The organism is Streptomyces viridifaciens, from assembly GCF_001888885.2.
GTDB lineage: Bacteria > Actinomycetota > Actinomycetes > Streptomycetales > Streptomycetaceae > Kitasatospora > Kitasatospora aureofaciens.
Map to the genome: position 1 here is coordinate 6,572,786 of NZ_CP090841.1, position 21,203 is coordinate 6,593,988.

The 21,203-nt window shown below is 75.6% G+C and carries 8 protein-coding genes; 2 read left to right on the top strand and 6 right to left on the bottom strand.

The features are described from left to right. Position 1 precedes the first annotated feature (1 nt). The 4 genes from BOQ63_RS36630 to asnB are packed head-to-tail and all read right to left on the bottom strand — an operon-like array spanning position 2 to position 10,810. A complete protein-coding gene (locus tag BOQ63_RS36630; RefSeq protein WP_454130779.1) occupies positions 2-6,448 on the bottom strand; it encodes a non-ribosomal peptide synthetase in 6,447 nt (2,148 codons plus the stop codon). Continuing rightward, positions 6,445-8,190, bottom strand: a complete 1,746-nt coding sequence (locus BOQ63_RS36635; protein ID WP_150476260.1) for a non-ribosomal peptide synthetase — start codon at positions 8,188-8,190, stop codon at positions 6,445-6,447. The genes BOQ63_RS36630 and BOQ63_RS36635 overlap by 4 nt, the downstream gene beginning before the upstream one ends. After that, positions 8,187-8,930: an aspartate/glutamate racemase family protein gene (locus BOQ63_RS36640; RefSeq protein WP_046386497.1), complete on the bottom strand. Its 744-nt coding sequence runs from the start codon at positions 8,928-8,930 to the stop codon at positions 8,187-8,189. The genes BOQ63_RS36635 and BOQ63_RS36640 overlap by 4 nt, the downstream gene beginning before the upstream one ends. Then, the gene (gene asnB, locus BOQ63_RS36645) at positions 8,927-10,810 is read right to left on the bottom strand and encodes an asparagine synthase (glutamine-hydrolyzing) (RefSeq protein WP_030283653.1); all 1,884 of its coding nucleotides are present in this window, start codon (positions 10,808-10,810) and stop codon (positions 8,927-8,929) included. Before asnB ends, BOQ63_RS36640 begins: the two co-directional genes overlap by 4 nt. Before the next feature lie 299 nt (positions 10,811-11,109). Between asnB and BOQ63_RS36650 the strand changes: the two genes are divergently transcribed. Beyond that, the gene (locus tag BOQ63_RS36650; protein ID WP_078656509.1) at positions 11,110-11,916 is read left to right on the top strand and encodes a thioesterase II family protein; all 807 of its coding nucleotides are present in this window, start codon (positions 11,110-11,112) and stop codon (positions 11,914-11,916) included. Positions 11,917-11,990: 74 nt separating this feature from the next. Here BOQ63_RS36650 and BOQ63_RS36655 read toward each other — a convergent pair whose 3' ends face one another. Both BOQ63_RS36655 and BOQ63_RS36660 read right to left on the bottom strand, forming a co-directional pair. Then, the gene (locus BOQ63_RS36655; protein ID WP_150476261.1) at positions 11,991-19,175 is read right to left on the bottom strand and encodes a non-ribosomal peptide synthetase; all 7,185 of its coding nucleotides are present in this window, start codon (positions 19,173-19,175) and stop codon (positions 11,991-11,993) included. Positions 19,176-19,311: 136 nt separating this feature from the next. Beyond that, a complete protein-coding gene (locus BOQ63_RS36660) occupies positions 19,312-19,788 on the bottom strand; it encodes a GNAT family N-acetyltransferase (protein ID WP_030283659.1) in 477 nt (158 codons plus the stop codon). 479 nt (positions 19,789-20,267) lie between these two features. Here BOQ63_RS36660 and BOQ63_RS36665 point away from each other — a divergent pair, with 479 nt between their 5' ends. Beyond that, positions 20,268-21,179, top strand: a complete 912-nt coding sequence (locus BOQ63_RS36665) for an ABC transporter ATP-binding protein (RefSeq protein WP_030283661.1) — start codon at positions 20,268-20,270, stop codon at positions 21,177-21,179. Positions 21,180-21,203: the final 24 nt, after the last annotated feature.

The following is a 21,203-nucleotide window of genomic DNA, read 5'->3' on the forward strand; positions in this document are numbered from 1 at the left end:
TTCAGTCCCTCCCTGTCGGTGTGTACTGGTCGGCGGTGTCCGCCCCCTCGGCCCGGTCGCGGGCCTCGCGGCGGGCCCTGGCCCGGGCGCGGACGGCGTTCTGCCGCCGTTCGCCGCGCGGTTCGGCGGCTGCGGCCGGGGTCCGGTCGCCCGTGCTGCCGGTGCCGTCGGTGAGACCGGCCGCGAACTCGGCGATGGTCGGCCGGCCGAAGACGTCGACCAGCCGGACCGGCCGGTTGAGCCGGCGGGCCAGCTCCAGCTGGAGCCGGGCGGCCAGCAGCGAGTCGCCGCCGGCTTCGAAGAAGTTGGTGTGCCGGCCCACCGGGCCGCTGCCCAGCAACTGTTGCCAGGCGTCGGCGACGAGCTGTTCGACGCCGGCCAGCGGGGTGGCGTCGGTGGGCCGCGCGGCGGCCCCGGGGAGCGGCAGCCGGGCCCGGTCCCGCTTGTTGGTGCGGGTCCTGGGCAGGGCGTCCAGCAGCATCACGGTGTCCGGCACCACCGCGGCGGGCAGCCGTTCGGCGAGGTGGGTCCGCAGGTCGGCGCCGGTGACCCCGGGCGCGGCGACCGCGTAGCCCACCAGCCGTCGGGCCGGACCCTCGCCGTGCGCGGCGGCCGCGGCCTCGCGCACCCCGGGGTGCAGCTCCAGCAGGGCTTCGATCTCCTCCAGCTCGATCCGGTTGCCGCGGATCTTGAGCTGGCTTCCGATCCGGCCGGTGAACGCCAGTTCGCCGTCCGGCAGCCGGCGGCCGAGGTCCCCGGTGCGGTACAGCCGGCCGCCGTCCTCCCAGGGGTCGGCGACGTACGCCCGGGCGCTCTCCTCGGGGCGGCGGTGGTAGGAGCCGGCCAGCAGGTCGCTGCGCAGGTGGATCTCGCCGACCACCCCGACCGGGCAGAGCCGGCCGCGGTGGTCCAGGACGACCGCCTCGCGGCCCGGGATGGGCAGGCCGATCGGCACCCCGGTGGGGAACTCCTCGCCCGGCGCCAGCTCGCGGTGGGTCGCCAGCACGCACTCGGTGGGCCCGTACAGGTTGTGCAGCCGGGGCCGGTCGGGGCGGTGCGCCCAGGTGGCGGCCAGGGCCACCGGGAGCACCTCGCCGGCCATCAGGACGTGTTCCAGGTCGGGCAGTCGCGTCCCGGTCGCGTCCAGTGCCTCGGTGACCAGCTGGAAGAAGGCCGGGACGGTCTGGATCTGGGTGATCCGCTCGGCCCTCAGCCACTCGGCCACCGCGAGCGGGTCGCGGCGCAGTCCGTCCGGCGGCAGGCAGAGCACCGCCCCCGAGCAGAGCGCGGCGAACACCTCGGTGTAGGCGGCGTCGTATGTGAACGGCGCCCACTGGGCGATCCGGCTGTCCGGCCGGATGCCGAAGCGTTCGCGCTGCCAGTCGGCGAACTGGGCGAGCGCGGCGTGCGGCAGGGCGATGCCCTTGGGGGTGCCGGTGGAACCGGAGGTGTAGACCAGGCAGAGCGGGTCGCCGGGGGCCGCGGGGGAGGCGGCCGGGGCGGGGCCGGCGGGGGCTCCGGTGTCCGGCGGGCACGGGTCGAGGGTCTCGACCGGGACGCCGGCGAAGTCCCCGCCGTCCCCGCGCAGCCCGGGGCGGCGGGCGAGCGCCGTCTCGGCGGCCAGCAGGCAGACCGGTTCCGCGTCGGCCAGCAGGGTCGTCAGCCGGGCGTCCGGGTCGGCCGGGTCGAGCACCGCGAAGGCGGCGCCGGTCTTGGCCACGCCGAGGATCGCGGCGGTCTGCACCGGACCGGCGGGCAGCAGCACCGAGACGAACCGGCCGGGTCCGGCGCCGTGCGCCAGCAGCCGGGTCGCGACGGCGTCGCTCCAGGCGTCCAGCTGTCGGTAGTCGACCGTCAGGCCGTAGGCGCGGATCGCGGGGGCGTCCGGGTGGGCGGCCGCTCGGGCCCGGAACAGCTCGGCGACCGACCGGGCGTACTCGGCGCGCACCCGGCCGGCCGGGCGGCCCGGAGCGGGGGCGGGCAGTCCCGGGTCGGCGAGCTCGACCGCGTCCAGCGGGGCGTCGGGCGCGGCCAGGGCGGCCCGCAGCAGGGTGTCGAAGTGCCGGGCGAACCGGGTGGCGAAGTCCGGGCCGAAGCGGTCGGCGGCGTACTCCAGCCCGCCGTCGATCCGGTCGGCGTGCTCGTCCAGGGCCAGCGTGAGGTCGTACTTGGCGGTGCCGGTGGGCAGTTGCCGCAGCACGCCGGTGGCCCCGCCCAGCCGGACCGCGGTCGGCGGCGCGGCCTGGAACACCAGTGAGGCCTGCGCCAGACTGGGCCGGCCCGGCTCGCGGGGCAGTCCGAGGCCGGCCACCAGCCGGTCGAAGGCGACCAGCGGACGGCCCAGGTCGGCCGCCAGCGCTCCGCCGGTGCGGGCGACCAGCTCGGCGAAGGAGGGTGTGCCGGACAGGTCCACCCGCACCGGCAGGGTGTTCACCAGGGAGCCGACCAGCGGCTCCAGTTCGGGCCGGTCCCGGTTGGCCGCGGGGACCCCGACGACCACGTCGTCGCTGCCCGCGTAGCGGCCCAGCAGGGCCGCGTACACCGTGAGCAGCAGGGTGAACGGCGTGGTGCGAAGGCGCGCCGCGCCCTCGCGCAGCCCGGCCGTCACCGCCGGTGCCAGCGCGACCGGAAGGGTCGCGCCGGAACCGGCCGGGCGGGTCAGCGCGGGCACGTCGGTGGGCAGGTCCAGCACCCCGGGGTGCCCGTCGAGCCGCTCCAGCCAGTACGCCAGCTGCTGCTGACGCTCCGTCACGGCTTCCTCGGCGGCGAGGTCGGCCGCGTGGTCGGCGAAGCCCAGCTCCAGGGCGGGCGGCGGTTCGGCCAGGCCGAGGCGCGCGGCGTAGAGCGCGGCCAGCTCGCGCACGGCCACCCCGATGGACCAGCCGTCCACCGCGAGGTGGTGCGCGGTGCACAGCAGCACCGAGCGCTCCGGCCCGGTCCGGACCAGGGTGAGCCGCAGCAGGGGTCCGGCGGCCAGGTCGAAGGGCCGGACCGCCTCGGCACGGGCGAGCGCGGGCACCTCCCCGGGCGTCGCATCCAGGACGGCGAGGGCCGGTGCGGCGGTCGGCGCCAGCAGCAGGACGGGGCCCTCCTCGCGCAGGTCGCAGCGGGCGGCCAGCACCGGGTGGCGCGCCACCAGGTCGGCGAAGGCGCCCTGGAGGGCGTCCCGGTCCACCGGACCGGTCAGCTCCAGCTCGGCCGGCAGGTGGTAGGCGGGCGATTCCGGGTCGAGCCGGTGCAGCAGCCACAGCTGTCGTTGCTGGTCGGTCATCGGGACGGTGTCGGGTGCGGGGCGGGCGGTGCGGCCGGCCGGGGCGGCCGCAGCGGCGGCCGCCGGGGTACGGGCCAGTGCGGCCGGGGTGGGGTCGGTGTAGAACTCGGCGAGCGAGGGCGCGCCGCCGAACCGGGCCCGGACCCGGCCGAGCAGGCGGCTGGCGGCGATGGAGTTGCCGCCCGCGGCGAAGAAGTCGTCGGCGGTGCCCACCCGTTCGGCCGGCAGGCCCAGCACCTCCGCCCAGAGCGCAACGGCGGCCCGCTCGGCCGCGGTGACCGGCTCGGTCCGCTGTGCGGCGGCGAACTCCCCGACCCGGCGCAGCAGTTCGGGCCGGTCCACCTTGCCGCTGGTGTTCAGCGGCAGTGCGGGCAGCACGGCGATCGTGCCGGGCACGGCGGCCGCGGGCAGCCGCTCGCGCAGGTGGCGGCGCAGCGACTCGGGCAGGCCGTCGTCCTTGGCCCGGACGGTGACGAAGGCGACCAGCCGGGGGCCGGCCGGCTGCTGCCGGTCCACGACCACGGCCGCCTGGCGGACCGCGGGGTGGGCGGTCAGCAGGGACTCCACCTCGCCGACCTCGATCCGGTGGCCGAGGATCTTGACCTGCTGGTCGGCCCGGCCGAGCACCAGGATCCGGCCGTCCGGAAGGTGCCGCGCCAGATCGCCGGTGCGGTAGACGGTGCCGCCGGCCGGGTCCACCGGGTCGGGCACGAAGGCGGCGGCGGTGAGCTCGGGGCGGTTGCGGTACCCGGCGGTCACGCCGGCCCCGCCGATCACCAGCTCGCCGACGGCGCCGCGCGGCACCGGGCGCAGCCGCCGGTCGAGTACGTAGCAGACCGTGCGCGCGACCGGGCGGCCGACCGTGACGGGCTCGCCGGAGCGAACCCGTCCGACGGTGGACCAGATGGTGGTCTCGGTGGGCCCGTACAGGTTCCACAGCTCGGCGCAGCGGGTCAGCAGCCGTTCGGCGAGGTCGCCGTCCAGGGCCTCGCCACCGCACAGCGCCCGCAGGCCGGGCCGCCCCGGCCAGCCGCCGTCCAGCAGTCCGCGCCAGAGCGAGGGAGTGGCCTGCATCACGGTGGCGCCGCTGCTCTCCAGCAGGGCGCCGAGCGCCTCGGCGTCCCGGACGCTCGCGCGCGGGGCGACCACGACCCGGCCGCCGGCCAGCAGCGGGGCGAACAGTTCCAGGACCGATATGTCGAAGGTGATCGAGGTGACGGCGAGCAGGGTGTCCTCGGGACCGAGGCCCGGCTCGGCGGAGACCACGCTGTGCAGCAGGTTGGCCACGCAGCCGTGCGGGACCGCGACGCCCTTGGGCAGCCCGGTGGAGCCCGAGGTGTACATCAGGTAGGCGAGGTCCTCGGGGGCCGGGCCGGGCGGCGGGGCCGCGGACGGCTCCGGTCCGTCGGCCAGCAGCGCGGCCGGGTCGGCGGCGGGCAGGCCCGGCACGCCGTCGCCGATCAGCAGCCGGGCGCCGCTGTCGGTGAGCACGTGCTCGGCGCGCGCGGCGGGCATGGCCCCGTCCAGCGGGACGAGGGCGGCCCCGGCCCGCCAGATGCCGACGATCAGCGGCACCAGCGCGGCGTCGCGGTCCACTCGCAGGGCCACCCGGTCGCCGGGCAGCACGCCGTGACGGGTGGTCAGCCGGTGGGCGACCCGGTCGGCGGCCGCGTCGGCGCCGGCCCGGGTGAAGGCGGCGCCGGGGGACTCGACTGCCGGGGCGGTGCCGTCCCGCCGGGCGAGCTCTGCCAGTGCCGCGGGGACGGTGGCCCAGGCGCGTCCGCCGTCCGGTGCCCGGTTGAACTCCGTCAGGACCTGGTAGCGGCGCGGCTCGGAGAGCACCGGCAGTTCGGTCAGCGGCCGGTCCGGGTCGGCGACGGCGGCTTCCAGCAGGCACAGCAGCGAGTCCGCGAAGTCGGCCGCCGTCTCCGGGGCGAGCAGCGCGGTGCGGTACTCCAGGGTGGCGTCCAGTGCGCCCGAGGGGCGCGGCCGGAGGAAGAAGGTCAGGTCGTACTTGGCGGTGCCGCTGTGCGAGGGTGCGGGGGTGGTCCGGACGCCGGGCAGCTCCAGGGTGGTGGTGGGGCCGCTGTGGAAGGAGTACATCAGCTGGAACAGCGGGGTCCGTCCGCCGGCGGCCCGGCCGAGGCGCTCCACCACCAGGTCGAAGGGGGTGTCCCGGTGCCGGAGGTCGGCCTTCAGCTGCTGCCGCGTGCGGGCCAGGGCCTGCCGGAAGCCGGGTTCGCCGCCGAGGTCGGTGCGGTGGGCCACGATGTTGAGCAGCGGGCCGACCACGCCCCCCAGGGCGGTCCGGTTGCGGGTCGCCACCGGCATGCCGACCACCACGTCGTCCTGGCCGGTCCAGCGGGCGGCGGTGGCGCAGAAGGCGGTCAGCAGCACCGTGGACAGGCTGGCGAGTTCGGCCCGGCCGAAGGCACTGAGCCGGGCCGCCAGTTCGGCGGGGACGGTGAAGTGGTGCAGTGCCCCGGCGACCGGGTCGCCGCCCAGACCGGGGTCGGTGGGCAGGTCGGCGGTGGGCAGTTCCCCGGCGAGCCGGGACGTCCAGTGGTCGAGCCCGCCGCCGTCACCGGCCTCGGCGCGCTGCCAGGCGGCGTAGTCGCCGAAGTCGGGGCCGCCGGCCGGGGCGGGGGCCCCGGTGCCGGGCTCGGCGGCGTAGCAGGCGCCGAGGGATTCCAGGAAGACGCCGAAGCCCCAGGCGTCGACCACGATGTGGTGGGCGGTGAACAGCAGCAGCGAGCGGTCCTCGCCCAGCCGGAACAGGTGGGTCCGCATGAGCGGGGGGCGGTCGAGGTCGAAGGGCACGGCCACGGCGCGGGCGACCAGCTCCGCGAGCCGCTCCGCCCGCTCGGGCTCGGGCACCCCGGTCAGGTCGACGGTCTCGACGGTGGGTCGGACGCGTTCGGCGAACAGCTGCCAGGGTTCGCCGGCGCCGTCGGGGGCGACGGAGCAGCGCATCATCTCGTGCCGCCGCGCGACCTCGGCGAGCGCCCGCTCCAGGGCGGCCGGGTCCAGCGGGCCGTTGACGTGGAAGGCGGCGCTCTCGTTGTGCAGGGCGGTGCCGGGCAGGACCTGCTCGGCCCGCCAGATGGAGCGCTGGGCGTACGAGAGCGGGGCGCGGCCGCGGTCGGCGCGCAGCGGCAGGGAGGTGTCGCGGCTCACCGGCGCTCACCGTCCGGGCGGGCTCCGTCGCGGCCGGCGGCGACGGCCGCGGCCAGCCCGGCGACGGTGGGGGCGCCGACGTAGACCCGCAACGGCACCTCGACGCCGAAGCGGGTGCGCAGTCCGTCCAGCAGCCGGGCGATGCCCAGCGAGTCCCCGCCGAGCAGGGCGAAGTCGTCGTGCCGGCCGACGCTGGGAACGTGCAGCAGCTCGCGCCAGAGCTCGGCGATCCCGGCCTCCAGGCCCTCCAGCGGCTGTTCGCCGGTGTGGCCGGCCCGGGCGGCGGCGGGGCTGGGCAGCGCCCGTCGGTCGGCCTTGCCGCTGAGGGTGCGCGGGATGGCGGAGAGCCGCAGGTACAGGGCGGGCCGGGCGGGGGCGGGCAGGGTCTCGGCGGCGTGACCGCGCAGTTCCTCGTCGGTGACGCCCTCGGCGACCAGGTAGGCGCACAGCACCGGCTCGCCGTCGGTCTCCTCGACCAAGGCGGCGCAGACGTCGGCGACGCCGGGGTGGCGGCGCAGCCCGTCCTCGATCTCGCCGAGTTCGACCCGGGCGCCGTGTACCTTGACCTGCTGGTCGCGGCGGCCGAGGACCTCCAGGGCGCCGTCGGCGCGCAGCCGGCCGAGGTCGCCGGTGCGGTAGCGGTCCGGCCCGGCGAAGCCGCCGGGGGTGCCGCCCAGGTAGCCGCGCAGCGGGAACGGGGTGCGGATCTCGATCTCGCCGATCGCCTCCGTGACGGGGCGTCCGGCGACCAGCACGCGGACCTCGACCCCGGGCATCGGGCAGCCGGCCGGGACGGTCTCGGCCTCGGCGTCCTCGGCGGTGAGCCGGCGGAAGACCTTGGTCATGGTGGTCTCGGACGGGCCGTAGAGGTTGACCAGCTCCTTGTCGGCCCCGAACAGGCCGCGCCACCAGGTGATGTCGGCGGGGCGGACCGGCTCGCCGGCCAGCAGGGCGGCGCGCAGCCGGGGCAGGGAGCCGGCGGTGAGCCCGGCGGCGCGCAGGGTGCGGAACACGGTGGGGACGCAGTGCAGCAGCTCGATCCGCTGCTCGGTCAGCCAGTCGCCGAGGGCCGCGCCGACCGGAACCGCACCGGGCGAGGGGACGACGGCGGTGCCGCCGGCGCAGAGCGGGACGAGGGCGTCGCGCAGGAAGGCGTCGAAGCCGGGGGAGGTGAGCATGGAGACCCGGGTGCCGGGCGCGATGCCGAACTCGGCGATCTCCCAGTCCAGGAAGTGGGCGACGGCCTCGAAGCTGCCCAGGATGCCCTTGGGACGGCCGGTGGTGCCCGAGGTGAAGTAGACGTATCCGGCGTCGGGGCCGTCGAGGCCGCGCCAGTGGTCGGCCGTCCACGGCAGGCCGGTGACGGACTCGGTCTCCAGCAGGGGCAGTTCGCCCTGTCCGGCGGCGGCCAGGGCGGCGCGCCCGGCGGCGTCGGCGAGTACGGTGCCCGGCCGCAGGTCCGCCAGCAGGGCGGTCCAGCGCGCGGCGGGCTGACGGGTGTCGACCGGGGCGAACGCGCGGCCGGTGGCGGCGCAGGCGAGGATCGCGGCGACCACCGGGACGGGGTCGGCACTGGCCACCAGGACGGGGCCGGTGCCCTCGGCGAGCCGGGCCCGCAGGCCGGTGGCCAGCTCGGCCAGTTCGCGGTGGCTCCAGTCCCGCCCGGCGGTGGCGAGGGCGGGTTCGGCGGCTCGGTGCTCGACCTGGTCGGCCCAGCGGTCGAGGATGCTCGTGTGGCTCACAACTCTCCGTTCATGATCCGGCGGGCCACGACCGTCAGCGGGTCGAGGGAGGGCAGTTCCCCGCCCAGACCGGAGTCCTCGATCGCCCTGGTGACCAGGTGCAGTTCGGTGCAGGCGGCGACGAAGGCCCGCACGCCGTAGCGGGGCAGGGTCTCGCGCAGGAAGTCGATGGTGCGGGCGGGGTCCTCACCGCGCTTGAGGCGGTGGATGCGCTCGTGCAGCGCGTCCTGGTCCGCCGGGTGCAGCGCGACCAGCCGTTCGGCGGCGCGGGCGCCGGCCGGGCCGGAGGTGAGCAGGCCGGCCCGGGCGGTGCCGGAGGAGCAGAGCAGCAGGTGCGGTTCGGTGGCCGCGGCCAGTTCCTCGTGCACCACGTCGACCAGGGAGACGCAGCGCTCCGCGAGTTCGGCGGGCAGGTCGCCGAGCACGTGGTGGGCGGTGATGCAGGCGATCACGGTGCGCTCCGCGCCGGCCGCCAGCAGGCCGCGCAGCGAGGTCTCCACGGCGCGGCGCAGTGCGTCGAGTTCACCGCTGCCGATGGCCTCGGTGCGGTCCACCACGGCGGGGTCGGACCACAGCAGCAGCCGGGGGGTGTCCTGCTCGGGCTGGAGCCGGCAGGCCCGGTAGACGGTGCGCAGCAGTTCGGTGGAGGCCAGCGGCCCCATGCCGCCGAGCACGCCGATCAGCGGGTGTTCCGGGCGGTCGCCGGGGGCGGCGGGCGGCGCGGTGGCGGTGAGGGTCATCCCAGGCACGGCAGGTCGAACTCCTCGACGAAGAGGGCGAAGGTCGCGACGAGCATCAGGTAGTCGGTGTCCAGGTGGGCGTGCACCTGGCGGCCGTCGGTGCGCTGGCGCGCGGTCAGGGCGGCGACGGTGTCCGGGTCGAAGTAGCCCTGGCGGCGGACGGTCGCGGGGGAGATCAGCTCCTCGAACCAGTCGGCGCCGGTGTTCAGCAGGTGGCTGCTGGTCTGGCCGCGGAAGCCGTACTTCTGCCGGCCGAGCACTTCGGCGGGGACGAGCCCCTCGGCCGCCCGGCGCAGGACGGCCTTCTCCCGGCCGTGGGCGAGCATCAGCTCCGGCGGGACCGTGGTGGCGTGGTCGACCACGGCGTTCGCCAGGAAGGGGAAGCGCAGTTCGACGCCGTTGGCCAGGGCCATCCGGTCGCCGTGATCGCCGAGCAGGTGGTCGGCGAGCCGCAGGTGGTAGTCGAGGTAGGAGCGCTGGTGCAGTGGGTGGCGCCCGGCCAGCCGCTCGGGGTCGACCAGGCGCTGGCTGGTGACGGAGAACTCGTCCAGCGCGTGGGCCAGGTCCTCGGCGTACAGCTCGCGGCGGAACTCCTGGGCGGGCAGCTGGTCCTGTTCGTAGGCGAGGTCGACACCCCACATCCGGTGCCGGAACTCCCGTTCCAGGGAGGCGTCCAGCCCGGTGAGCCGGCTGCCGCCGAGGCCGGTGGCGTCGAAGCGGTAGCCGGGATAGCCGCCGAACAGCTCGTCGGCGCCCTCGCCGCTGAGCGCGCCGACCGTCCCGGCGGCGCGCACGGCCTCGGACAGCGCGAGCGAGCAGACGTTGTACGACTCGCGGACGGGGGCCTCGGCGTGCCGCACCATCGCGGCGATCCGCTCGGCGACCTCGTGCTCGCCGACCGGCACCTCGTGGTGGTCGGTTCCGAGCTTGCCCGCGACCAGCCGCTGGTGCGGGCCCTCGTCGAAGTCCCGGCCGGGGAAGGTGACCGAGAAGCTGGGCCACGCGTGGCCGGGCCGGGCCCGGGACATCAGGGCGCCGATCAGGCTGGAGTCGAGGCCACCGCTGAGGTACGTGCCGATCGGCACGTCGGCGACCAGCCGGCTGCGGACGGCGGTGTCGAGCAGCCCGACGGTGCTGTCGGCGAACCGGTCCAGCTCCCGGTCCAGGTCCGCGGGGGCCACCGGGGCGAGGTCGGCGGCGAGCGGGAAGTCGAGGTCCCAGTACCGCTCGGTGCGCACTCCGGTGCAGTCGGCGATCAGCCGTTCCCCGGGGCGCAGCGCACTGATGCCCTCGAACATGGTGCGGGGGCTGACCAGCCCGGGCAGGGTCAGCACCTGGTCGAGGCCGCGCAGGTCGACCCGGGTGCGCACGGCGGGGTGGCGCAGGATCGCCTTGACCTCGGAGGCGAAGATCAGCAGGCCGTCGGTGACGGTGTAGAAGAGCGGGACGATGCCGGCGCGGTCCCGGGCGAGCAGCAGCCGCCGCTCGGCGGCGTCGTGCAGGGCGAAGCCGAACTGGCCGTCCAGATGGGCGGTCAGCTCCTTGCCGTACTCCCGGTAGAGGTGGAGCAGCACCTCGGTGTCGTTCTCGGTGCGGAAGCGGTGTCCGCGGCGGCCCAGCGCGGTGCGCAGCTCGCGGTGGTTGTAGATCTCGCCGTTGCAGACCGAGACGAGCGTCCCGTCCTCGGTGCGGTGCGGCTGGTTGCCGTGGGCGAGGTCGTTCAGGGCCAGCCGGCGGAAGCCGAGGGCGATGCCGTCCGCGGTGTGGTGGCCGTCGTCGTCGGGCCCCCGGTGCACCAGGCAGGCCGTCATCGCGGCGACCGCCTCGGCGTCGGCCGGGCGACCACCGCCCAGGACGAATACGCCGGTTATTCCGCACATTGTGTCCGCCCTCTCCCGTGGATGTTCGCAGGTTTCGTCGGAAATATTTCCGGAAATATCCGGGAGAAGCCCGGACGGATAGCACCGTAACAGAGTCGGATGGCCCGGGAAAGAGCGAGATTTCACCGTGTGAATCGACTGTTTCCGGGCACTGAAAATTCCCGCCACGGCCGGATCGATAATCTCCGGGACATGTCGGATGCCGGGCTGGACCTATCTGAAAATCAGCGCATAAAGTCTTCCCGGAGGCCTGGTCCTCAGGCTTCTTCGAATTGACCGGGAACGAAAGAGAAGAATTGATGACCGGATGGCCCGCCGTATTGCCCGACGAGGTGGCCCGATGGACGCCGTGGCACCGTGATGCCGAGCCGGACGGGGGGTCCGGGTCCGTACGCGTCTACTGCCTGCCGCACGCCGGCGGCTCCGCCAGCGCCTACCTCCCCTGGGCCCGGGACACCGGCCAGCCGGACCTGACGGTGGTCCCGGTGGAACTGCCCGGCCGCGGCACCCGCCTCGCCGAGCCGCCGGCGGCCGGCATGGACGAGGTCGTCGACGGCGTGCTCGCCGTGCTGGCGAGCCGTCCGGCCGACGAGCCGTTCATCCTCCTCGGCCACAGCATGGGCTCGCGGATCGTCTACGAGACGACCCGCCGGCTCGCCGCCGACGGGCGGCCGCTGCCGCTGTCCCTGGTGGTCTCGGGCGGCCGGGCGCCCGGCACGCCGGACGTGGCCCAGCTCCACGACCTCACCGACGACGACCTCCTGGAGCGCCTCGTCGAGCTGGGCGGGACCCCGGCCGAGGTCCTGGAGTTCCAGGACCTGATGCGGATGGTGCTTCCGGTGCTCCGGGCGGACGTCACACTGCTGGCCGAGTACAACGAGCGGATCCGGCCGACCGTGCTGCCCTGCCCGGTACTGGCGCTCGGCGGCTCGGACGACCTGATGGCCGGCCCGGAGTGGATCACCGGCTGGCGCTGCACCACGGCGGCGCGCTTCCGCCACCGCATCCTGCCGGGCGACCACTTCTTCCTGCACCAGCAGCGGAGCGAGGTGCTCGCGGAGCTCGCGGCGGAGGCCCGGGCGGGCCTGGAGGCCCAGGGAGCCTGACCCCCGCCGGCCGGCCCCCCGCGGAGCCGGCCGGCAAACGGCGGTTCGTCCGGAACACTCCGGACGGATCGCCGTCACCGGGCCCCGTCGGCCCGCCGGAGGGCGGCCGCGACGACCCGGGCGATCTCGTCGATCGGTCCGGCGCTGGCGAGGTCCAGGTGCCGGGCGGCGACCGGATGGTCCAGCACCGGCCCGCTGGTGTGGGCCCGCCAGGTGGCCACCGTCTCCTCCGGCCGGTTGTCGGCGGAGGCGGTGAAGACCACCACCGGCGCGTCCAGCACCCCCGGCGTCCAGCCGGTCATCAGCCCGGCGTGGTAGCGGCAGGAGTCGAGGAAGACCGCCAGCTGCTCCTCGTCGCGCGGCGCGGCCTCGCGCAGCGCGACGGCGAGCCGGTCGAGCAGCTCCGAGGGCTTCGGCCGCCAGCGGTTCGCCAGCACGGCGGCCACCTCCTCGTCGGGCGCGCCGATCGTGGTCAGCAGCTCGGCCAGCACGACGGTCTCGTCCACCTCCCCGGCGTCCGCCGGGGCCGGCAGGCTGTCGAGCAGCGCCACCAGGTCGACCTCCTCGCCCTCCTCGCGCAGCAGGACGCCGATCTGGTGGGCGACCAGCCCACCGAACGACCAGCCGAGCAGCCGGTACGGTCCGTGCGGCCGGACGGCCCGGATCCGCTCCAGGTACTCCCGCGCCAGCCCGTCCATGGTCGCGGGCCGCGGCCCGCCGCCGACCGGGCCGATGCCCTGGAAGGCGTGGACCGGTTGGTCCGGGTCGAGGCCGCGCAGCAGGCCGAGGAAGCCGAGGCCGTCGCCGGTCACCGGGTGGATGCAGAACAGCGGCGGCCGGTCGCCGGTGCCCCGCAGGGCCAGCAGCGGCTCGAAGGCCGCCTCGGCGGCTCCGGGCGGCGGCCCGGCCAGCCGCTCGGCCAGCGCCGCGGGGGTCGGCGCCTCGAACAGCGCCCGGACGGGCAGTTCGGTGCCGAACTCCGCGTGGATCCGCTCGACCAGCCGGATCAGCAGCAGGGAGTGGCCGCCGAGCAGGAAGAAGTCGTCCTCCGGACCCACCTGCGGTACGTCGAGCAGCTCCGCGAACAGCGCGACCAGGGTGCGCTCGGCCGGCGTCCGCGGCTCCCGGGCCCGGCTCTCCACGTGGGTCTGCGGTTCGGGCAGCCGCCGGCGGTCCAGCTTGCCGTTGACGCTCACCGGGAGCGCGCCGAGCGTCACGTAGGCGGTCGGCACCATGAACTCGGGCAGGTGGCTGCGCAGATGGGCGCGCAGCGCGGCGGCCGTGGGCGGCTGCGCCGACGGGGCCGGGACCACGTAGGCGACCACCCGGACGGCGCCGGCCCGGTCCTCGCGGACGGCGACCGCGCAGGCCGAGACCGCCGGGTGCTCGCCCAGCCGGGCCTCGATCTCGCCGAGCTCGATCCGGTAGCCGCGCACCTTCACCTGGCCGTCCACCCGGCCCAGGTACTCCACCGCGCCGTCGCGGCGGCGACGGGCCAGGTCGCCGGTGCGGTACATCCGGGCGCCCGGAGCGCCGTGCGGGTCGGCGACGAAGCGCTCGGCGGTGAGCGCCGGACGGCCGAGGTAGCCGTACGCGAGCTGCTCGCCGGACAGGTAGAGCTCGCCCGGCACGCCCGGTGGCACCGGGTTCAGGGCGGCGTCCAGCACGTAGGCGCCGGTGTTCCAGACCGGCCGCCCGATCGGCACCGGACGCGGCTGCTCGTCCGCCGGGCCGCACTCCCAGGCGGTCACCTCGACGGAGGCCTCGGTCGGTCCGTACAGGTTGGCCAGCCGGACGCCCGGGAGCACCTGCCGGAACCGGCGCACGGTGGCCGCCGAGAGCGCCTCGCCGCTGGCCACCACCAGGCGCAGCCCGGCGTGGTCGGCGGCCTGCGGATGCTGCAGGAACGCGTCCAGCATGGACGGCACGAACTGGGCGACGGTGACGTTCCGGCGGCGGATCAGGTCCGCCAGGTAGGCCGGGTCGCGGTGCCCGTCCGGCTTGGCCACCACCAGGGTGGCGCCGGCGACCAGCGGCCAGAAGAACTCCCAGACCGAGACGTCGAAGCTGGACGAGGTCTTCTGCAGCACCGCGTCGGCGGCCGTCAGCCGGTACTCCTCCTGGCCCCAGCGCAGCCGGTTGACGATGCCCCGGTGCGGGACCAGCACGCCCTTGGGGCGGCCGGTGGAGCCGGAGGTGTAGATGACGTACGCCGGGTCCTCGGGGCCCGGTGCGGTCAGGGTGACGCCGCCGGGCGTCGGCAGGTCCTCCGGGGACAGGCACGGCACGCCGTCGGCGGGGCCGAGCAGCGCGAGCTGTTCGGGGGCGGCGACCACGGCGGCCGGGCGGGCGTCCGCCAGCATGAAGGCGAGCCGGTCGGCCGGGTAGTCGGGGTCGAGCGGGAGATAGGCACCGCCGGCCCGGTGGACGGCGCACAGCGCCACCACGAGCTCCACCGACCGGGGCACGGCCACCGCGACCAGGGTGCCCGGGCGGACGCCCACGGCGGCGAGCCGGTGGGCCATCGCCTCGATCCGGCGGTCGAGTTCGGCCGGGTCGAGCTCCTCGCCCTCGAAGACCAGCGCCGGGGTGCCGGACGGGGCGGCGAGGCGCTCCCGCACCAGCGCGGCCAGCGTGGTCGGCGCCAGCGCCCGCCGCTCGCCGACGGAGCCGGCCAGCAGGCCGGGCAGCTCGCCCTCCGCGGCCAGGTCCAGGCGGCCGATCGGCCGCTCCGGGTCGGCTGCCGCCGCGCCGAGCAGCCGCGCCAGGTGGCGGGCGATCGCCTCGATGGTGGTCCGGTCGAACAGGTCGGTGCGGTACTCGATCGCGCCGCTCAGCTCGCCGTCCGGTCCGGTGGGCGCCCCGAGGGTGACGGTGAGGTCGAACTTGGCCGGCGCCGGACCGGCGGCGAGCAACTCGCTCTCCAGGCCCGGGATGTCCACGGCGGGAGCGGCCTGGTCCATCACCAGGGCGACCTGGAACAGCGGGTGGCGGCCGGGGGAGCGCTCGGGGTTGACCAGTTCGACGATCCGCTCGAACGGCAGGTCCTGGTGGGCGTAGGCGGCCAGGTCGGCGTCCCGGACCCGGAGCAGCAGTTCGCGGAAGCCCGGGTCGCCGTCGGTGTCGGTGCGCAGCACCAGGGTGTTGACGAAGAAGCCGACCAGGTCGTCGAGGGCCTCGTCGGTGCGGCCGGCGATCGGGGCGCCGATCGGGATGTCGGTGCCCGCGCCGAGGCGGGTGAGCAGCGCCGCGAGACCGGCCTGAACGGCCATGAAGAGGCTGGCGCCGTGCGCCCGGGCGAGCGCCGCCAGGGCCCGGTGGTCCTCGGCGGCCAGCCGCAGCGGGACGTGGCCGGCCTGCGGACCGGTCTCGGCGGTGCGGCGCCGGTCCACGGGCAGGGCGATCTCCTCGGGCAGGCCGGCCAGGGCCTCGCTCCAGTACTGCCACTGGCGGGCGGCCGGGCTGGCCGGGTCCCGGTCGTCTCCGAGGAGGGCGAGCTGCCACTGGGTGTAGTCGGCGTACTGGACGGGCAGGTCGGGCCACTCGGGCGCCCGGCCGGCCGACCGGGCCCGGTAGGCGGTGCCCAGGTCGCGGGCGAGCGGGCCCAGCGACCAGCCGTCGCAGGCGATGTGGTGGACCGTCAGCAGCAGGACGTGTCGGTCGGGCGCGAGGGCGAGGAGGTCGGCGCGCAGCGGTGGCTCGGCGGCGAGGTCGAAGGGCCGGGCGGCGGCGGTGCGCAGCGCCTCGGCCAGCTCATCCTCGCTCATCCGGGTGGCGTCGACACGGCGCAGCAGCGGGGGCAGCCGGTCCGGGTCGTGGACCAGCTGCCGGGGGCCCTGCGCGTCGGCGGGGAACACGGTGCGCAGGGCCTCGTGGCGGACCGCGCAGTCGCGCAGGGCCTCGGCGAGCGCGTCGTCGTCGAGGTCGCCGCGCAGGTGCAGGGCGAGCGGAATGTGGTAGGCGTCGCTCAGCGGGTCCAGCTGCTGCAGGAACCAGAGCCGGCGCTGGGCGTGCGAGAGCGGGATCCGCTCGGGCCGGGCGGCGGCGGCCAGCACGGGGCGACACCGGTCGGTGTCCACGAGGCGGGCCAGTCCGGCGGCGGTGGGGCTCTCGAAGACCGCTCGGATGGGCAGTTCGGCGCCCAGGGCGGTGCGCACCCGGCTGACCAGCCGGGTGGCCAGCAGCGAGTGGCCGCCGAGCGCGAAGAAGTCGTCGTCGGGGCCGACCGCGGGGACGCCGAGGACCTCGGCGAGCAGCGCGCAGAGCGCGGCCTCGCGGGCGTCCCGGGGAGCCCGGGACGGGCCGGTGGCGGCGCGCAGCCCGGGCTCGGGAAGGGCCGAACCGTCCAGCTTGCCGCTGGAGTTGAGCGGCAGCCGGTCGAGTACGGCGTACGCCGCCGGGATCATGTAGTCGGGCAGCCGGCCCGCCAGCAGTTCGCGCACCTCGGCGAGGTCGGGGGCGTTGCCGTCCTCGGTCACCAGGTAGGCGGCCAGGTAGCGTTCCTCGGCGCTGTCGCCGCGGGCCAGGACGGCGGCCTGGAGGACGGCGGGGTGGCGCAGCAGCACCGCCTCGACCTCGCCGGGCTCGATCCGGAAGCCGCGGATCTTGATCTGCCCGTCGGCCCGGCCGAGGTACTCCACCTGGCCGTCGCGGCGCATCCGGGCGAGGTCGCCGGTGCGGTACATCCGGGCCCCGGGCGGGCCGTACGGGTCGGCGACGAAGCGCTCGGCGGTCAGGCCGGGGCGGCGCAGGTAGCCACGGGCCAGGTGCGGCCCGGACAGGTACAGCTCGCCGGGCACGCCGAGCGGGACGGGGCGCAGCCGCTCGTCCAGCACCTGGGCGCGGGTGTTGTCGAGGGGGCGGCCGATGACCGGGGTCGCGCTGTCCGTCAGGTCGCAGGCGAGCGCGTCGACGGTGCACTCGGTCGGTCCGTAGTAGTTGAACACCGCGACGTCGGGCAGGGCGGAGAGCTCGGTCCACAGCGCCGGGCCGACGGCCTCGCCGCCGAGCATCAGCACCGTCGGCCGGTGCTCGCCCTCGGCGAACAGACCGGCCGCGGTGAGCGCCGGGACGTAGGTCGGGGTGAGGTCGAGGAAGTCCAGGCGCTCGCGGCGGACGTAGTCGACCAGGGCCTGGGGGTCGAGCCGGACCTCGTCGCTCAGCAGGTGCAGCGGGTGGCCCTCCAGCAGCCAGAACAGCGGCTCCCAGGCGGTGTCGAAGGTGATCGAGGCGACCAGGCCGAGCTGGAGGCGCCGGCCTCCGGGGCCGCCGGACGGCCGGACCATCCGGGTGCGGTGGTGCTGCATCAGGCTGCTGAGGCCGCCGTGCGGGATCACCACGCCCTTGGGGACGCCGGTCGACCCGGAGGTGTGGATGACGTAGGCCGGGTCGAGCGGGCCGGTGGGGCCGGTGCGGTCGGCGTCGGTCAGGTCGCCGCCGGGGTGGGCGGCGACGGCGGCGCGGACCTCGGGCTCGTCCAGGAGCAGGACGGGCGCGGCGGCCGGCAGCCGCCCGGCGTCCGCGACGGTGGCCAGCACGCAGACCGGGTCGGCGTCCGCGAGGACGGCGGCCAGCCGCTCGCGCGGCGAGGCGGGGCTGACCGGGACGTAGGCGGCGCCCGACTTGAGCACGGCGAGCAGGGCGATCAGCAGGTCGGTGGTGCGTGGCAGCGCCAGCACGACGTACCTCTCGGGGCCGGCCCCGCGCCGCACGAGCTCCCGGGCGAGCCGGTTGGCCCGCTCGTTGACCTCGGCGAAGGTGAGCCGGCCGTCCTCCGCGACGAGGGCGGTGACCTCGCCCTCCAGCGCGGCGCGCTGCTCGAAGGCGGTGTGGTAGGTGACGGTGGAGGCGGGCAGGGCGGGCCCGGCGGCGCGTTCCAGGAGGTCCAGCCGGTCGTCGGCGGAGAGCAGGTCGTGGGCGCCGATCGGCTGGTCCGGGTCGGCGGCGACCGCGGCGAGCAGCCGGCCGAGCCGGACGGTCAGGGCCTCGGCGCCGGTCCGGGTGAACAGGTCGGTGCTGTACTCGACGAAGCAGCCGAGCCCGGCGGGGGCGCCGTCGGCGTCGTGCAGCTCCCGGACGTTGAAGGACAGGTCGAACTTGGCGCCGCCCGGGCCCGCCTCGGCGATCTCGGTCTCGATGCCGGGCAGGGCGAGGCTCGCCTCGGGGGTGTTCTGGAAGGCCAGCATGACCTGGAACAGCGGGTGCCAGGCCAGCGACCGGTGCGGATTGAGCGCGGTGATCAGCCGCTCGAAGGGGAACTCCTGGTGGGCGAAGCCCTGGAGGTCGGTGCGGCGCACCCGCTTGAGCAGCTCGCGGAAGGTCGGGTCGCCGGAGGTGTCCAGGCGCAGGACCAGCGGGTTGACGAAATAGCCGACGACCTCGTCGTAGCGCTCGTCGGTGCGCCCGGCGATCGGGCTGGCGATCGGGATGTCCGTACCGGCCCCGGAGCGGGTCAGTGTGGCGGCCAGTGCGGCCTGGAGCACCATGAACATGCTGACCCGGCAGGAGCGGGACAGGGCGAGCAGCTCGCGGTGCAGCTCGGCCGGGAGGTCCCAGGGGAAGAACTCGCCCCGGTGCGACATCGCGGCCGGCCGCGGGTGGTCGGTGGGCAGTTCCAGGAAGTCCGGCAGGCCCGCCAGGGCCTCGCGCCAGTAGGCGAGCTGGCGGCCGCCGCTGCTCTGCGGGTCGTCCAGGTCGCCGAGGTTCGCGTGCTGGCGCACGGCGTACTCGGCGTACGTGGCGGGCAGCGGGGACCAGATCGGTGCCCGGCCCTGCCGCCGGGCCAGGTACGCGGTGCTGAGGTCGCGGGCCAGCGGGGCCATCGACCAGCCGTCACCGGCGATGTGGTGCAGCACCATCTGGACCACGTGCTCGCGCGGGCCGAGCGAGAACAGCCGCACCCGCAGCGGCACTTCCGACTCCAGGTCGAAGACGTGCCCGGACTCGGCCCCGATCAGGGCGGGCAGCTCCGCCTCGGTGGTGGGCACCACGGTGAGCACCGGGGGCACCTCGGCCATCGGCAGCACGTGCTGGCGCGGCACGCCGTCCCGCTCGGGGAACACGGTGCGCAGGGCCGCGTGCCGTTCCAGCACGTCGTCCAGCGCGGCCCGGAGCGCCTCGTGGTCGACCTCGCCGGTCAGCCGCAGGGCGACCGGGACGTTGTACGAGGCGTCCCCGCCCTGGAGACGGTCGTTGAACCAGAGCGCCAACTGCGCGTACGACAGCGGTGTTTCCGCGGGCAGGCTGTGTTCGCCCAGCACAGGGCTTCCCTCCAGGTCAATCCGTCCCGCGGGCCTGGTGGGCCGGGTGGGACGGACGGTGGTTGTCCGGTGGCTCTTGGCCGTTGGGGCCCGCCGACGTCCATCGGCGGGGGTACTGCCGCATGCTGCGAGGGGGTCAGGCGGTCCAGCGATAGGTCAGGTCGGGCTCGTTCTCCTCGTTGCGGCTGCCGTCGTTGCTGTCCACCGGGACGAAGCCGTGCCGCTCGTAGAAGGCGCGGGCCCCGGTGTTCCGCTGGAAGACGTGCAGTGAGAGCTCCTCGGGGCTCGCCTCCTTGACGGCCCCCAGCAGCAGCGTCCCGATGCCGCGGCGGCGGACGTCGGGACGCAGGTAGAGGTGGTCGAGCAGGGCGCCGTCGAGTGCGGCGAAGCCCAGGAGGGCCCCGGTGCCGGCGTCCTCGGCCAGCCAGACCCGGGTGTCCGCGAGCACCACGTTGGTGACCCACCACAGCGTGGCCTCGTCACTGTGCAGGCGGGGGAGGTAGGGCATGGCCGCCGCGCGGGAGGCGAGGAAGACCTCGGTGACGGCCGCGGCGTCCTCCGCCCGCGCGGCCCGCAGGTGGACGTTACCGGTGAACGGTGCGTCGGATTGCATCCACATCTCCTTGAACGGGGCCTCGCGGGCGGTGCTGCCGCGGGTTGGCCATCAAGGGTGGAAACGAGAGATCGACACCCATCGCACACTGACGGCAACGTCGTTGGAGCGGCGGGTGGTTGAGCCGAAATTCCCCCCGGATGGGCCGGCTTCGAAGCGGTCCCAGCGGCATTGATCTCCGGTCAACATAACACCTGGTCATGGACATGGGAACCCCCTCCGGGCGGGTTCCTGACAGGGCTATTCTGCGGTTAGATGAGCGCGGTCCGTGCGGGCGATCGGAAATGAACCTGCAACACTCCGTGGGCCGTTGTGACATCACGTCGGCCGGGTGTGACCCGAATCCGGTCATGGGCCGGCCCCGATTTTCCCGTCCCGAGGACACCGGTCGACCCGGCGCGGTCGGACTCCGCGACTTCCCCGGGATTACCGGGAGTTCCAAGACCCTTCCCAGAGCCTTCCCGAAAGGAGCGGCCCGCGTGGACACCCCTGCCGTCCGAATCAGCGGTGCGGTCAAGACCTTCGGCACCACCACGGCGGTGGGCGGCCTGGACCTGGAGGTGCCCGCCGGCATGTTCCTGGGCCTGCTCGGACCCAACGGCGCCGGCAAGTCCACCACCATGCGGATGCTCACCGGACAGACCCGGGCGGACTCGGGCACGGTCGAGGTCTTCGGGCACCGGATGCCGGACGACTCCCGCCGCGCCCGCTCCCTGGTCGGCGTCGTTCCGCAGCACGACAACATCGACCCAGAACTGACGGTCCGACAGAACCTGGACGTCTTCGTCCGCTTCACGGCCCTGCCGCGCGCCGGGTATCGTGACGCCGTCGACCGCGCCCTGGCCGCGGTCCGCCTCACCGACCGCGCCGACACCCGGGCCGACGCGCTCTCCGGCGGCATGCGCCGCCGGGTCCTGCTCGCCCGGGGCATCGTCAACAACCCGCGGCTGCTGCTCATGGACGAGCCCACCGTCGGTCTCGACCCGCAGATCCGCCAGGACCTGTGGGACGTCATCGACGGGATGCGCGAGAGCGGCACCACCGTGGTGATGTCGACCCACTACATCGAGGAGGCCGAACGGCTCGCCGACGAGGTGGCGGTGGTGTTCGGCGGCCGACTGATCGCCCGGGGCACCCCCGCGGAACTGCTGCACGCGCACGCGGGCGCCCAGGCCGCCGAGTACCGGGGCGACGCGGCCCGGCGCGAACTGGTCGAGGCCGAAGCCGCCCGGGCCGGGCTGCCCAGCCGCCGCACCGGGCCGGCCGTCTCCGTGCTGCGGGCCGAGACCGTCCCCGCGCGGATGCACGAGCGCCTCGGCTCTCCGGACGTGCTGCGTCCGACCTCCCTCGAGGACGTCTTCGTCGCCCTGACCGGAGAACTGTTCGGCTGAGATCCGGCTGAAACCGCCCGCGCC